The organism is Novipirellula artificiosorum (genome assembly GCF_007860135.1).
GTDB lineage: Bacteria > Planctomycetota > Planctomycetia > Pirellulales > Pirellulaceae > Novipirellula_A > Novipirellula_A artificiosorum.
Genome location: NZ_SJPV01000008.1, coordinates 262,458 through 277,849, shown reverse-complemented (window position 1 = coordinate 277,849; position 15,392 = coordinate 262,458). Strand labels below are relative to the sequence as shown.

The 15,392-nt window shown below is 55.5% G+C and carries 9 protein-coding genes; 7 read left to right on the top strand and 2 right to left on the bottom strand.

Translation table 11 applies throughout. From position 1 onward, the window contains the following. From Poly41_RS21485 to Poly41_RS21475, 3 genes are all read left to right on the top strand, one after another. Entirely contained in the window at window positions 1-1,020 is a 1,020-nt protein-coding gene (locus tag Poly41_RS21485; protein WP_146528782.1) for an ATP-binding protein, read from the top strand. 160 nt (window positions 1,021-1,180) lie between these two features. Further along, window positions 1,181-3,379 carry a hypothetical protein gene (locus Poly41_RS21480; protein WP_146528781.1) on the top strand — a complete coding sequence of 733 codons (2,199 nt, stop codon included), beginning with the start codon at window positions 1,181-1,183 and terminating at the stop codon, window positions 3,377-3,379. A 134-nt stretch (window positions 3,380-3,513) separates the two neighbouring features. Next, the gene (locus Poly41_RS21475) at window positions 3,514-4,461 is read left to right on the top strand and encodes a diadenylate cyclase (RefSeq protein WP_146528780.1); all 948 of its coding nucleotides are present in this window, start codon (window positions 3,514-3,516) and stop codon (window positions 4,459-4,461) included. 222 nt (window positions 4,462-4,683) lie between these two features. Here the strand turns inward: Poly41_RS21475 and Poly41_RS21470 are convergent, their stop codons facing one another. After that, window positions 4,684-6,132 (bottom strand): DUF6298 domain-containing protein, encoded by a 1,449-nt coding sequence (locus Poly41_RS21470; protein ID WP_146528779.1) that lies wholly within the window; start codon window positions 6,130-6,132, stop codon window positions 4,684-4,686. A 130-nt stretch (window positions 6,133-6,262) separates the two neighbouring features. Here Poly41_RS21470 and Poly41_RS21465 point away from each other — a divergent pair, with 130 nt between their 5' ends. The 3 genes from Poly41_RS21465 to Poly41_RS21455 all read left to right on the top strand — a co-directional run bounded on the left by Poly41_RS21465 (window position 6,263) and on the right by Poly41_RS21455 (window position 11,042). After that, window positions 6,263-7,456 carry a Gfo/Idh/MocA family protein gene (locus Poly41_RS21465; protein WP_146528778.1) on the top strand — a complete coding sequence of 398 codons (1,194 nt, stop codon included), beginning with the start codon at window positions 6,263-6,265 and terminating at the stop codon, window positions 7,454-7,456. A gap of 62 nt (window positions 7,457-7,518) precedes the next feature. Beyond that, the gene (locus Poly41_RS21460; protein WP_146528777.1) at window positions 7,519-8,145 is read left to right on the top strand and encodes a tetratricopeptide repeat protein; all 627 of its coding nucleotides are present in this window, start codon (window positions 7,519-7,521) and stop codon (window positions 8,143-8,145) included. 329 nt (window positions 8,146-8,474) lie between these two features. After that, a complete protein-coding gene (locus Poly41_RS21455; RefSeq protein WP_146528776.1) occupies window positions 8,475-11,042 on the top strand; it encodes an ATP-dependent Clp protease ATP-binding subunit in 2,568 nt (855 codons plus the stop codon). A gap of 179 nt (window positions 11,043-11,221) precedes the next feature. On the opposite strand, the gene Poly41_RS21450 is transcribed toward Poly41_RS21455, so the two are convergent. Continuing rightward, window positions 11,222-12,730 (bottom strand): BBP7 family outer membrane beta-barrel protein, encoded by a 1,509-nt coding sequence (locus tag Poly41_RS21450; protein ID WP_197231503.1) that lies wholly within the window; start codon window positions 12,728-12,730, stop codon window positions 11,222-11,224. A 250-nt stretch (window positions 12,731-12,980) separates the two neighbouring features. Here Poly41_RS21450 and Poly41_RS21445 point away from each other — a divergent pair, with 250 nt between their 5' ends. Continuing rightward, window positions 12,981-15,188 (top strand): preprotein translocase subunit SecA, encoded by a 2,208-nt coding sequence (locus Poly41_RS21445; protein ID WP_231615831.1) that lies wholly within the window; start codon window positions 12,981-12,983, stop codon window positions 15,186-15,188. Window positions 15,189-15,392 lie beyond the last annotated feature (204 nt).

Genomic DNA, 15,392 nt, shown 5'->3' with positions numbered 1-15,392 from the left:
ATGATTTCAGCCATTCAAAAAGCATCGATCACCGTTGTCATTTCGCGCGGGCAATCTCGCAATCCGGACAAGCGTGCGATGGAGCAAGCGATCGCAGAAGCAGCGACGAAAATCGACGGTGTCGACTGTATCGTGCTGCCTCATCTTTATGACCTTCCCAAATCCAGCGACTCGTATCGCCAGCTGTCAGAGATCGATGGCGATCTGATTGTCTTTTCGTGGATTTACTCGCGCGCGGCTCACTGGGTTCTCGATCGAAATGGCATCCAAGGACAAGTCGGTGAAGTCTTGCTTGAGGAGACCGAGGACGACGATCAGGCTTTGCCCAGCGAGTCCTATCAGGGGGAACCTGATGCAGACGTAGTAGATCGCGTAAGTCACCTTTATCCACGCCCCAATCGATCGATTCACTGTGTGGATTTGAAACTCGCCGACGAGGCGACAACGTTCCTCAACGAAATGCAACGGATCATCCGACTCGCAAAAGCATCCGAAGATTCGCAAGGTTCGGCGGGACAGTTGCCCATCGTGGGGGGACAGTTGATCGAAGTCAATGAAACGACGTCGCGGCGTTGGTACCCGGTGATTGACTTTGATCGCTGCACGAATTGCATGGAGTGCATCGACTTCTGTTTGTTCGGCGTCTACGGCGTGGATGGCGTTGAGAGTATCTTGGTGGAACAACCTGACAACTGTCGAAAAGGTTGTCCGGCATGCAGTCGAGTGTGTCCCGAGAACGCGATCATTTTTCCACAACACAAAGCACCTGCAATCGCAGGTGCCGAAGTGGACGGCGAAGAAGGATTCAAGATCGACCTTTCACAATTGTTTGGCGCACCGAGTGGAAGCGACGATCCTATTGCAACGGCTGCTCGCGAGAGGGATGAGCAACTGCTTCTGACGGGCCGTGACGCGGTTGGTCTAGATGAGAAATTAAAGAAACGACAAGCCGATCAAGCCAGCAAGCCAAAGGATCCGTTGGATCAATTGATCGATTCACTTGACGATTTCGACCTTTAGCGAATCGCCGTTTTCCTTCCTATTCTTTCCAACTTCTCACCAACGCAACAGACAGGGTCACGAACCTTGCGGTACCGCGCTGCAAGTGAGTTTCTGAGTGAACTCGGCGCGGTGGATTTCCGATAGCTCTCCTAGGCTCACTCGCACCTCGGAGTTATTCGTGACCAATAGAACCTATCGCCCCCGCCGGCGATCCCACCTCGCATTTTTGCTAGCAACCTCCTGCTCCTTCGCTGGTCTACAGAGCGGCATCCTTGCTGACGAGTCACCGTTGGAAGTTGCGGAATCCGCACCGGAGTTAAAACTGCTCCCCGCATCGAATCCGGCGATCGAATTCGAAGAGGTTCGGATTGCGCGCCGGCCATGGCTGATCGATGCGATCAAAAAGACCCCTGAAGAGCTCGGGCAAACGTCACCGTCTCCGCGCCCGTTGCGGGCACCGCAAGCTGCGTCCGACCCGCCGTCGCTTCCGCCTCGCTCGCCCCAAGCGGCGGCCACGGCACCAGCACCTTCACGCAATCCAATCCAGCCGCCAGCGACGACCGCAACCGTCTTGAATGATGGTTGGGTCGCTCGTGATGCGATGACGAGTCGACAGCCCTTGACCGATCCCCAGCCCATTGCAAAACCGGCGCCCAGTGCTCAACCGGCGCCCAGTGCTCAACCGGCGCCCAGTGCAAAATCGACGATTGCATCGGTCCCGACGCTCCAGCAACCGACGACACAACCGAGGCCCGCAATCGTCACCAAGCAAGGGCCCGTCAAGGCAGAGCCATCCGCCGCGGCGTTGCAACCAACGGACGATTCCTTTGCGGAAGTCGAGGTGGAGTCGCCGAAGAGCGACGAGAGCGTCAGCGATGCCGTTGAAGCGGAAGTTGAAGTTGAGGCGGAAGATGAATTGTCTTTGATGCCCCCAAGCGAAGACGAATTGGCAGCAACACGCGAAACGATGCAAGCGGAGCAAGAACTTCCGACGCTGGAAAGCTACGAGGCTCCTCAAAACGCTTCCGAGTCGCCCGAAGAAGAGATTGCCGAGAGCCGCGGGGATAAAGACCTTGCCGAGAGCAGCAGGGATGACGAGGCGCAGGCATCGACCGAAGAGGTCGCGGTTCGTCGACTTCGCATCGATCGCGACGGAACACCACGCTCGGTCGGAAGCCAAACGACGGCAATCAAAACACCCAAGAGCGTTGAATCGCCGAAACGAGAGAGCATTGCGGTCGAAAGCTCAAAGGCAGTCACGCGTCATTCGGTGGGAGATCAATTCAGTGCGGGGGATGCGATCGCGGAACCCGAAGTTGCCGAGCCGGAAAGACCGGTGATCCGTGATTACACAGGCCGACCGACCGAACCGCTGCGGCTCTCGACATCGGTGCAGCAGATGCGTGTGCCCATTCAACGGTGTTTGCAGTACTACTATCAGCAAACCGAGATCGCCAACGGTCGAAGCAATTGGGGCATGATGCATGCCATGATGGTTTGGGGAATCGATACGAAGATCCTTGCCAACAACCGTGAATACAGTGCCATTGCCTGGATTGCGGGTAACAACGCATGTCGGGGCCAGCGGCTGCTCGGCCCGGGGCCACGGGGCGGTTTGGAGGTCAAAAGTGGCATCGGGCTGCAGGGCCACCAATCGCAGTTTCTAACGGTTTGTGCCTTGACCGGAGTTCCGATCGACTACCCGCTGTACGTCGGCCGCCAAAAATATTCGGTCCGGGATGTCGTGAACTTGGAAATGGCCGATTGCGAAAGCGGCGACGAGCTGACGTTCAACTTGATTGCGTTGTCACATTACTTAGACACCGATACGACGTGGATCGGGGCCGACGGTCAGCGTTGGGACTTTGAGCGATTGATTCGCGAAGAGCTATCTCAGCCGATCGTGGGGGGGACCTGTGGCGGAACGCATCGCTTGATGGCGTACGATCACGCACTTCGTAAACGCCGTGTCGAGGGCAAGCCCATTTCGGGCCAATGGCGTCGAGCCGAATTGTTCACGCGAGACTTTCTGAATTACGCCTACACCTTGCAGAATCGCGATGGTTCGATGAGCACGAGTTGGTTTGAAAGCCGCGGCGACAATGGCGACTTGGATCGCAAGATTCAAACGACGGGCCACATTACGGAATGGATCTTGACCAACGTTCCCGACTCGGAACTGCAAGACCCTCGGCTGGTTAAGGCGGTTCGCTTCCTGCTGGCGTCGATGTGGAACGATCGTGATCACGAATGGGAGATTGGCCCCAAGGGGCACGCGCTTCGGACCTTGGCGCTGTTCTACGAACGAGCCTACAAGTCAGGTGCGGCGTGGCAACGCCCCGCCGTGGCGCAAGGGCAGCGGTCAAACCGACGCTAAGGGAGACAAAGATCGCTCCGAAAAGCTAGAATTCGCAGCCGATCTGCTTGCCGGTTTCGGCTCTGTCGTCAATACTTGGGATTCACTGGTTCTATTTTCCTTGGATCCCCTTTTTCCTTCGAGGATCGCCCGCTATGGCGACCCAACGCCTCACCAAACACAACGCTGCGATGATTCGCGCGGCCATCGCTCTATTGAAAGATCGAGGTGCCGACGCGATGTTGATGTTGTTGGATGGTTCGACGGATTGGAAGCGGATTGCCGAGATGGCGCAGCCGCTTGAAAAGCCGATCATCGTCGCGGTCGATTCGCCAGAAGACCTCGAGGGGGCATCGGAGGCCGGTCTAAAACCACTCGCACTGAACAAGGAAAAGGCTCCATTGTTGGAGCGTCTGCAGCACGCACTGCTCGAGTCCGCTGCGGACGAGTACATTCGCACCAATGGCGAAGTGATCGCGCTTTACAGCGGTTTCCAGCAGGGACGCCTCGATTCCATCAGCCATCTGCAAATTGATGAGCGGATGCGCCAATTGACCGTCCGCGACCTGCAATCGATTGAGAGCCGTGTGCCGCTGAAGACGATCAAAGCGGTGATCGATCTGGCCGCTCAAATCGGCCGGGAAGGTCGCGAAGGGAAACCCGTCGGAACACTGTTCGTCGTGGGGGATACTCGGCGTGTCCTGGAACATGCCAACGACAGCGGTGTGGATCCCTTCCGGGGTTACAACCGCAAACAGCGAAACTTGCTCGATAAGAAGGTCCAAGAAGACGCCAAGGAAGTCGCTCAATTGGATGGAGCCTTTATCATCAACAGTGACGGTGTGATCGAGAAGAGCCGCCAGATGTTGGAGGTCTCGCACGAAGATCTGACGATGAGCAAGGGGCTTGGGGCAAGACACTGGGCCGCCGCCGCAATCAGCCAAAAGACCAAGGCCATTTCGGTCGTTGTGAGCCAATCGACCGGAACGGTGCGACTGTATCAGAATGGGTTGCTGGTGATGCGAATCGAGCCGATGGATAAGAACGTCAAATGGCAAGAATTCAATTTTGAGCCACCCACGAAGAGTCCGCCGGAGGCTTAGGATCAAGCGGAAATGAAGTGGCACAGGCTTCCAGCCTGTGATGGAGGAGAACCAGGCTGGAAGCCTGTGCTACATTGCAAATCCGACACTTGTTTTCCGCTCGATGCTTAGCTGGAGAGCGACGCCTTCATCTTCTTAGGGGCCCGATTGGGAGAGGATCGTTCGTGGTCGTTTTCCATTTAGCGGTTGAAGCAACAATCGATCGCGACGAGTCCGCTTGAGTCATTTCTTCACGATCGCAACGACCCAACCGCCTTTATAGGGTGCGGTCAGGGTGGCGACACCACCGCCCTGAATCGTCTTTTTCATTGGGCGGTAGCCTCCCGCAGCGGACGTCTGTGTCGTGATCCCCATCGCGACACTGATCCACGTCACCTCGAAGGTCCCTTTTGCGTTCGACAGATCAAGTCCTACGGACCCACCATGGGTAAAGTAGAGTGCATAACTCTGCCCCTCTTTCGCCGCAACGAAGGCCTCGTTGGGCTCGCGATTCGATAGCAGGTCCATCCGTGGCGAAACATTCCAAAGCTTGATTTGGCTCTCAAGTAGACGTGCGGCTTTGATACTCCCTTTGGCAAAGTCATTCAGTCCGTTGCCAGCATCAGGTCGGTGAAACCGAACGCTTGCCGAGCCGCCGAGAAGATTGCGCCAAAAGCGTTCGACACCATCCTCTGGCCCACCCGTTCCAAAGCTCATGTAGCCACTGCCATAGATTTTCGTGTGGTTGCTCGGGCGGGGGTGCCGATTCACTTGCTTCAGAAGCCATTGCAACCTTTCCCAATGGGTATCATCGAAATTCCGGCTGTTCACCTGCGAGATGTCCGCAAACATGTAGTGCTTCGGGTCTTCGAAGATGAGCGGAGTATGCTTCGCCTTTTCGGCTTCAAATGCGTCGTCGAACATATCCGTTGTGCAAACGAACACCCCCTTTTCAGCCGCCTTGGCTTTGATGAACTCAATCCAGTATTGCCCCCACGCAGCAGGCGTGGATGTTTCGTTGTCCATGCAATAAAGGACATGGTGATGGGCAAGGCTATAGGACAACATTTTGGCCACGAAAGCCTCTTGATGCGCCCGAACTTGTTCGAGCTTGGTGTCATACCGCGGCATTCCTTTGATGGTGTGGAAAAAGGGCTGTGCGTCTTGGCTGGGGTGCTTTGGATAATGGACGGCGAAACCGATTTGCTCATAGGTGTAGTTGGTGTTGTTCCCCGGATTCCAGGGGCTGGTCTCCCAATGGTCCACCGAAAAATCGAAACGATCCCAGACCTCGATCTGCACGATAATGCCGCGTTCGGCGGTCCACCTCAGCATCTTCTCAAAACGGTCCCAGTATGCTTGGTTCCATTGATCGAGGTTGAACTTGCCATCGGGAAGTAACTGATGCGGCTTGAGTTCCTTACCCTCACGCTGGCTCATCGTGTTTCGGACGTAGTTGGCTCCAACCGCATGCATCTCGTCGAGGTGCATTTCCAGGTCGTCCATCAAAAAGAGATGGTCCGTGTTGCTTCCGCCCAGCAACAGAATGGGTTTGCCTTGGTACTGCCAATAGCGAGGGTTGTTTTCGTAGGGTTTGATCGGATCGGCCGCAAACAAGCCGAGCAGTGGGACGGTGAGCGTCAAGATCCAGGCCAGCGTGCTGGCCAGAAGTCGGAGGTGGAAGTGGGGCATGGTCTGTGGTTGCCTGTCCGTGGGGTGGGTGTCGCGGCGGGTATCGGATCCATGCGTTATCATACCAAATCGACACAGCGCGTCCCGCAATGACGATCACCACCTCCCTCTCCAACGAAGGTCTTGCGCCATGAAGGTCACTCCCTCCCGACGTTCTTTCTTACAAACCCTTGGCCTCGGTATCGCTGCGGGTACCAGCGGATCCCTCAGCGCCCAACAAAACGCGACGATCCCGGGATTTGAAGAGACCGAGCCAACGACGACGCCGTCGAAAGCATGGCAACCCGTATCGAACCGGAAGATCCGAATGGGAATCGTCGGTTACGGCGTGTGTCGTTTTGGTGCAGCCTTTGGATTTCAAGATCATCCCAATGTCGAAGTGGTCGCCGTGAGCGATTTGATTCCGCAGCGGTGTGCCGAACTGGCGAAGGCTTGTCGCTGCGACAAGACCTATCCGTCGCTTGAGGAGTTGGTCAAGGACGATACGATTGAAGCGGTCTTCTGTGCGACCGATGCTCCCAGCCACACAAAGCATTGCATCGAAATTCTCAAGCACGGTAAGCATGTCGCCTGTGCGGTGCCCGCTGTGTTCGGTTCACTCGAAGAGGCGGACGAGTTGTTCGCCGCCGTCAAATCATCGGGCCAAAAATACATGATGTTTGAAACATCGTGTTTTCACGAGGATCTTTATGCCATGCGACAGATCTACAATGCCGGTGGGTTTGGGAAACTCATTTATTGTGAAGGCGAATACTATCACGATTCCATCGAACAGATCGACTCTTACAAAGGGTGGCGAATCGGGTTGCCACCACAATGGTACCCAACCCACTCGAATGCCTATTACGTCGGCGTTACCGGCAACAGCTTTACGGAGGTTTCTTGTATGGGGATTCCCAGTACTCGCGAAGCCTTTCAACCCCAAAATAATCGCTACCGAAATCCACTGGGCACCGAGGTCGCTTTGTTCCGCACCAACGAGGGCGGTATGGCACGGATGGCCGTCAGCTGGGATACACCCGGTTACGGTGGAGAAAAAGGCCGAGTACGGGGAGAGAAAGGGTCATTGGAAGGGCAGTACCAAGGACTGGAAAAAGCACTTCCCGATTTGGCCAGACCACCGCTGCCCCCAGGCGTTTCGGCGGGGGGACACGGTGGATCACACGGACACCTGACCGAAGAATTTGTTACGGCGATTCTCAAAAACAGAAAACCCTTGGTCGATATCACAAGTGCTTTGAACATGACCGTTGCCGGCGTGGTCGCACACCAATCGGCTTTGAAAGACGGCGAATTGATGAAGATTCCGCAGTTCTCCCATTAGCCGTTCGCTTGGATTTCGGTTTGTCCTTGATTCCCATCCTGAAAACCCGCTAGAAACGGTTTATGGGTTCGAGCTTCTATCTATCGTGTTTGTGGCCCGGATTGCCCGAAATCTGGTGGCGGGGCCGATTGAAGTCACTGCCGCTGGCGGTGGGGTTCGCGATTGCGCTCAACCTCTTCCTGATCACGGGCTGGGTCTTTCCCCGTTGGATCTCTGGAGGATTGTTCTGGATGGGCTCGTTGGTCGGACTGGTCGTGTGGGGTTACTACGTCGTCCGCGGAATCCGTGAATTGCCCGAATTGATCCATCCACGCCAGGTCAGTGAAGAGCCGGACCGATTTACCGAGGCTCACTTGGCTTACTTGCAGGCGGATTGGCGAAGCTGCGAAAAATTGCTGACGGGAGTGCTAGCAATTGAACCTCGTGACCCACCCTCCTTGATCATGTTGTCAGCGGTCTACCGACATCAATCGCGGCTCGCAGACGCAGAGACGTTGCTCGGTGAGATCGGTCGATTGGAAGTTGCCGACGCATGGTGGGTCGAAATTGCGACCGAGCGTCGACGGTTACAGCGTGCAATCGCTACAAAACAAGAGGAACAGCAGGGCGGCGTGGCTGCCGAAAGCGGCTCCTCCAACGAACCTGTCACCGCTGCCGATATGACAGAGGCGACGAAGCAAGTGGCGTAGTCGCTTCGCCCCGACATTCCTTAAAACTGCGCAAAGTGGAATGCCTCGCGGCGTTCCACGGAAAAACTTGTTCGCATTTTTTCTCGCAGTTTCTTGTCAGTTGACGTGTTTTGGCGTTTATCGCCCTCCTGTCTCCTATCCCCTGGTTTTGACCTAACCGGTAGAATAGTGAGGAACCAGACAGTCATCGCGACTTGTTGGTCTTCCATGCCCCATGTTCCACACGATTGTGGTGCGCCAGAGCGGATGTGGCGTACGGTTTGCTAGTTAACGTTAGTCGCGATCCATGAGTCGCCAGTCTGACAGCCTGCGTAACGAGAAAATTTGAAATGTACGAACGATTTACCGACCGTGCCCGAAAAGTCATGCAATTGGCCAATCAGGAAGCTCAACGGTTTAACCACGAATACATCGGCACCGAACACATCCTGCTCGGCCTTGTCAAAGAGGGGAGTGGCGTGGCCGCGAACGTCCTCAAAAATTTGGAGGTTGATTTGCGGAAGATTCGGCTCGAAGTCGAAAAACTGGTTCAAAGCGGGCCCGAAATGGTCACGGTAGGCAAGTTGCCACAAACGCCGCGGGCGAAGAAGGTCATCGAGTATTCGATGGAAGAAGCTCGCAATTTGAATCATAGCTACGTCGGTACGGAGCATATTTTGCTTGGTTTGCTGCGAGAACAGGAGGGCGTTGCGGCTCAAGTCTTGATGAACCTGGGTTTAAAGCTTGAGGATGTGCGTGAGGAGGTCTTGAACTTGCTTGGGCACGGGCTCGAAGGTGCCGAAGTCGGTGAGCGAGGCGGGCGCAGTGGCGATGGCGAGAGCGGCGGCAGCCCCTCAGGCAAGAGTGGCAAGAGCAAGACGCCTGCTCTCGACAGCTTTGGCCGCGACTTGACCGAGTTGGCAAAGAAGGGCGAGCTGGATCCAGTGATTGGCCGCGAACACGAAATCGAACGCGCCATTCAGATCCTCTGTCGCCGAACCAAGAACAACCCCGTTCTGTTGGGTGAGGCAGGCGTGGGAAAAACGGCGATCGTTGAAGGCTTTGCACAGCAAGTCATTTCGGGCGAAGTCCCCGAAATTCTCGCCGACAAGCGTATCGTCGTTTTGGACCTCGCCATGATGGTCGCGGGCACCAAGTACCGTGGTCAATTCGAAGAACGCATCAAGGCCGTTATGACCGAGGTGCGGCGAGTGAAAAACACCATTCTGTTTATCGACGAACTGCACACGCTCGTTGGCGCCGGAGGGGCAGAAGGAGCGATCGATGCGGCCAACGTACTGAAACCTGCCCTGTCACGTGGTGAGATTCAATGTATCGGTGCAACCACACTGGACGAGTACCGCAAGTACATCGAGAAAGACAACGCCTTGGCACGTCGTTTCCAAGAGATCATCGTCGAGCCAACCGGCAAGAAAGAAACGATCGAAATCTTGAAGGGTCTTCGTGAACGCTACGAAGAACACCATCGCGTTCAGTTCACGGACGACGCGATCGTTGCTGCGGTCGAGATGAGCGAACGTTACATCACCGCTCGCTGCTTGCCCGACAAGGCAATCGATGTGATCGACGAGGCCGGGGCTCGGGTTCGACTTCGCACCATGACTCGTCCACCCGATTTGAAAGAAATCGACGAGGAAGTGGAAAAGCTGAATAAGGAAAAAGAAGACGCGGTTGCAAACCAAGACTTCGAAAAAGCAGCCAACCTTCGTGATCAGGCCGAAAAGCTTCGCAAGAAGAAAGACCAAATCACGCAAGAATGGCGAGAGAAGAGCCAGCAAACCGATGGCATCGTCGACGAGGAAGTCATTGCGGAAGTGGTCAGCAAAATGACGGGCATTCCGCTCACGCGACTGTCGACCGAAGACAGCATGCGGTTGATGAAGATGGAAGAAGAGCTGCACAAGCGAGTCGTCAGCCAAGAACAAGCCGTCACGGCCGTGGCGAAGGCGGTTCGCCGCAGTCGCAGCGGTTTGAAAGATCCGAAACGACCGACCGGATCGTTCATCTTCGCAGGCCCGACGGGCGTCGGCAAAACGTTACTTGCCAAAGCACTGGCGGAATACATGTTCGGCGACGCCGACGCATTGGTGCATATCGACATGAGCGAGTACATGGAAAAGCACAACGTCAGCCGGCTGATCGGTGCACCTCCCGGGTTCGTTGGTTACGAGGAAGGGGGCCAATTGACCGAGAAGATTCGCCGCCGACCGTATGCGGTGGTTCTGTTCGATGAAATCGAAAAGGCCCATCCCGACGTCTTCAACATGCTGCTTCAAGTCATGGAAGAGGGACGGTTGACCGATTCGTTCGGACGCAACGTCGATTTCCGAAACACGATCTTGATCATGACCACCAACGCGGGGGCCGAGGCGATCAAGAACGAATCGGCATTCGGTTTCCAAAAACCGGATGGCGACGCCAGCTATGACTCGATGAAAAGCCGAGTGATGGACCAGATCGAACGCGTTTTCCGCCCCGAGTTCTTGAACCGGTTGGACGACACGATCATCTTCCGTCATCTGACCGCCGAAGATCTGAAGTCGGTGATCGATTACGAATTATCGAAGGTTCGCGAGCGTTTGGCCGATCGCGGCTTGGCCATCATCTTGACCGACGACGCGAAAGAGTTCTTGGTCAAAAAGGGCAGCAACCTCGATTATGGGGCACGCCCGCTGCGTCGAGCGATCGAGCAGCGAATCGAAGACCCGCTCAGCGAAGAATTGCTACGCGGCGCGTTCGAAGGTCAAGACACCATCGTGATCGATGCCTTCAAGGACGAAAACGGCAAGACAACGCGTCTGACGTTCCGAGGCGAGAAGCGTGGTCTGCCCGAGTCCTCCGAAGAGGCAGTGGGCGCCGGCGTTGGCGAAGGCGAATCGAACGACAAAGATTCGTAGTCGCCAGTAACTTCCCATGAACGAAAAAAAAGGCGTGAAGAGTTTCCTCTTCACGCCTTTTTCGTTTTGACTCTTCTAGCGGACTCCGGCGCGGTGTTCCGGACCAAAGTCGATTTGCCGGAGCCGCTGGGCCAACGTTATTGTATCAGGCTTCGTACTGAATCACGTTTCTCGGTAGCTTAGAGATTGATGACCACGCCCAGATCAATGCCTTGAACCCAGAGGCTCGAATCGTCAAACTTGAACGGTTGGCCGCCGAATTGGGCCGGGTCACCAAGTGACGGGCCGTCGTAGATCGGGTTGATCACATCGCCGACCTGAGCCACGTTGTCAAAGTACATGAACGAGTAACCTACACTCAATGCCACGTTCGGTCGGAACTGGTACGACAACTTGAAGTTGGCTTCAGGGATGAAGGTGAACACGTCGCGATCTTCATCAACGTAGCTGTCGAATGGCAACGCTCCGCCAACGCCCGTGGTCGCAGGGAACGGAGTTCCGAAGGTCGACGTCCCTTGTACCTTGGCACTTTGACTCATGTTCCCAAGGTGAACCTTGGTCAACGATCGAGCGGTCCAACGGCCACGTGTCTTGCTCATTTCGAATCCGATTTGACCACCATCGAAACGGTTTTCAAGCTCATAGGCGTCTGTGAAGTCGTAGAAGCTGGATGCGGCAGCCGAGCCACCAATAAAGCTTTGGCTGTGCATGTACAACGAATCGTCAATGCTGAAGTGAGAATAGCCGCCGAGCAACTCCAGCTTACTCGTGCTACTGCAGCCCAAGTTGATCCGTGCGTAGGCTTCTGCGGCCCACATCTGTAGCTTGCTTTCGGCCTGAATGTTGCCATCCACGAGCGGCAGCAAACCCACTCCGTTGTGCCCAATCAACAGGGCGTTCTCACCGGGGTTGGGCGAGTCAAAGAAGGAGTCACTGGTGTCAAAGAAGGGGCGACCGATCGTGATGTCACCATTGCTGGCGTTGCTGTACGATTCGGTCTGGTCTCCGACGATCCAGAAACGGCCACCGATTCCGATGTTCTTGGTCACGTACTTACCATAGTCACCGCGGAAACCAGCCGTCAGATCACCATCGATCCCGTCGCCGAAGACGGTCGTCGCGGTTGGACCGATTGGGTCTCCACCCGGTGCATTGACGGTAATCAAGGCCGGCATATCACGATCAGGCGTGAACCACAACAAGGCCTCGGAGGTCCCCCAGCAATTGCTGCCGCAACCGGATAGGTTTCCAAGCCCTAGTCGGCTGCTCAAACTGCTACCGCGACAACTGCTGCAACCGCCGTCACAGCCCGCTTCGCATACCTGAACTTGATCGCAGTTTGATTGGTTCATCCCAAGCAAGCTGCCATCAAAGAATCCAACCGGTTGCAACTCGCTCGAATCCATGGGTGCGTACAGCTGTGGTGCTTCCTCCGATGCGGCGGTTGGGTACACTTCATCCGTAACGTAAGCGCCCTGATCCGTAACGTGGGCATCCTCATCGGTGTGAGCGGCCGGCGCAACCGGACTGACTCGTTGAGCGTAGGTCGCTTCCTCAGCAAAGTAGGCATCTTCATCATAACCAGGAAGATCACCGATGCTCGTTGACGCGCCCTGTTGAGCAAAGCTCATGTTTGAGGCAGACAGCAACAACGCTGTCAGGGTCAGGCCTCGTAAATTCGTTTTCATAGGAAATCTCGTACAGTCCGGGAACACAGGATTGACTGGTATAACTCGATCGACTGAATTCACCGTCAGATGTAGAACCGCCGGAACACCGAGAAAAGTCATCCCAGACTGCCTAGCTTGATCCAGAAAGCATGCAAAGTTTCACTAACATCACTGAATTAAACGTTAGAATGGATGTTTCACGCGGATCGGGTGCGTGAGGGAGAAAACTGACGAGCTTATGACCGAAAAAAAACGCGAAGAAAACGCTATGGCTACTGGAGAAACCGAGCCCAAGATCGAACCGTTCTTGGGAATGCCCCCTGTGGGTGACGAGCTCAATGAGGCAGGTAACGGCTTGGGGAATCAAGGCGGCCTGCAGGTTCAAGGCGGCCTGGAATCGCTGCCCGAGTCGAGTCCGCCCACCAAGCCGGTCGTGCAAGGCGAATTGGTCGATTCCGGCGATTTCAATCCCATCATCCCTCCACCTTCGCCAAGTTCACCAGCCACAAGCGACCGGCACATCGGTGGAAATCACAAGGCCTTGTCGCCGTTTTCGCGTCAAGGCATCAGTCCAAGGATGATGCGCTGGCGGCGGAAGTTGAACCAGATCAACGAGCTCGAAGCAACCCTCAAAACCGAGGACGATTTGTCGCTGCGCAAACGATCTTTGGCGCTGCGTTATCGAGCCATGGCTGGCGAGAAGTTATCGGCCCTGCTTCCCGAAGGCTATGCACTCGTCCGAGAAGCGGGCCGTCGGGCCCTGTCGATGCGTCACTATGACGTGCAGATGATCGGTGGCATTGCATTGTTTGAAGGTTGTATCGCCGAAATGCAAACGGGCGAAGGAAAAACCTTAACGGCAACGCTGCCCATGTACCTGCATTCGCTAGTGGGCAAGGGGGCCCATTTGGCAACGGTGAATGATTACTTGGCCAAACGTGATGCGGAATGGATGAAACCGCTCTATGAGATGCTTGGCGTCAGCGTCGGCATCATTCAAACTCCCGATGAGCAAAAAGATCGGCGTGTCGCCTATGGGTGTGCGGTGACCTACGGAACGGCCAAGGAATTCGGGTTCGACTTCCTCCGCGATCGCTTGCTACTGCGCGCTCAAAACCGACTGCAAACCGAGATGCTCGGCGACGGCGGCGGTGGTTTTTCGGGTGGCGGCGATGAAGTGGTGATGCGAGGGATGCACTTCTGCCTGGTCGACGAAGCGGACAGCATTCTGATCGATGAAGCCCGTACGCCGCTGATCATTGGCAGCATCGAAGACACCGTCCGTGACCAGATTGTCGAAACGTATCGCTGGGCTTCGATTCACGCTGCGGAATTTGAATTGGACGAGCACTTTGAAATTGACGACGACACAAAGCAGTACGAACTGACCAGCCGAGGTCGGCAAAAGGTGCGTGCCTTGCCGAAAAATGATCTGGTTCGCACGATGGGGTTGGTGGACCTCTACGAGTACATCGAACGATCGGTGAAAGTGTATCGAGAATTCTTGCTCGACCGGCAATACGTTGTTCGTCCGAATGAGAAAGGCATTGACGAAATTGTGATTGTCGACGAGTTCACCGGTCGATTGGCGGAAGGTCGAAAATGGCGAGACGGAATCCATCAAGCGATCGAAGCCAAGGAAGAAATCGAGATCAGCGTTCCAACGGGCCAAGCCGCACGCATCACGGTTCAGGATTTGTTCTTGCGATTTCCGAACCTTGCCGGCATGACCGGTACCGCAGCCACCAGCGCTCGGGAACTTCGCCGGATCTATCGGACCCCGGTGATACGGGTTCCCACCAACCGACCGCCCAAACGCAAACGTTTGCCCGACCGTGTCTTCGGCACGATGCTGGCAAAGTACGAAGCGGTTGCCAAAGAGGTCCAACAAATCAACACCGAAGGACGGCCTGTTCTGATTGGAACACGGTCGATCGACAAGAGTGTGATCTTGTCTCGCATGTTGACGGAACTGGAGATCGAACATCAGGTGCTCAATGCCAATAACGTGGCCAAAGAAGCCGAAATCGTTTCGGCGGCCGGTGGCAATGGCAAAGTCACCGTGGCGACCAACATGGCCGGTCGCGGTACCGACATCAAGTTGGCCGATGACGTTGAGCAACTTGGCGGGATGCACGTGATTTGTACCGAACTTCATGATGCCGCGCGGATCGACCGCCAATTGATCGGCCGTTGCGGGCGTCAAGGCGATCGTGGTTCCTACCGTCAATACTTGTCTCTCGACGACGACATTCTCAAAAGCGGCCTCGGCCCCGATAAGGCCGAGCGGCTCAAGAACAAAGGCGAAGTGCTACAGGGATCGGCCGACAAACAGGCCAATTTGTTCCGCAAAGCCCAGCGCAAGGTCGAACGCAAGCATTTCCGTGACCGCATGGTGCTGATGCACCACGAAAAGGAACGTAAGAAGATGCAAAGGGAAATCGGCCAGGATCCCTATCTGGACACTCCCGATTGATCTGACTTTTTTGGGTCATCCGACGGAAACGCTCGCGGAACCCAGACTCGAGGTTTTTGGAGGTATTTCTCCAGTGTCCAATGGTCTCTTAGAAAAGAGTCCCCCACGGTGGCCTGACGAATCGGTGGGGGTTTGGAGACCGATGGAAAGTATCACCGATTCGAAAGGGGTCGTAGGGAGCAAGTCCATTGGGTGCCAAGAAAC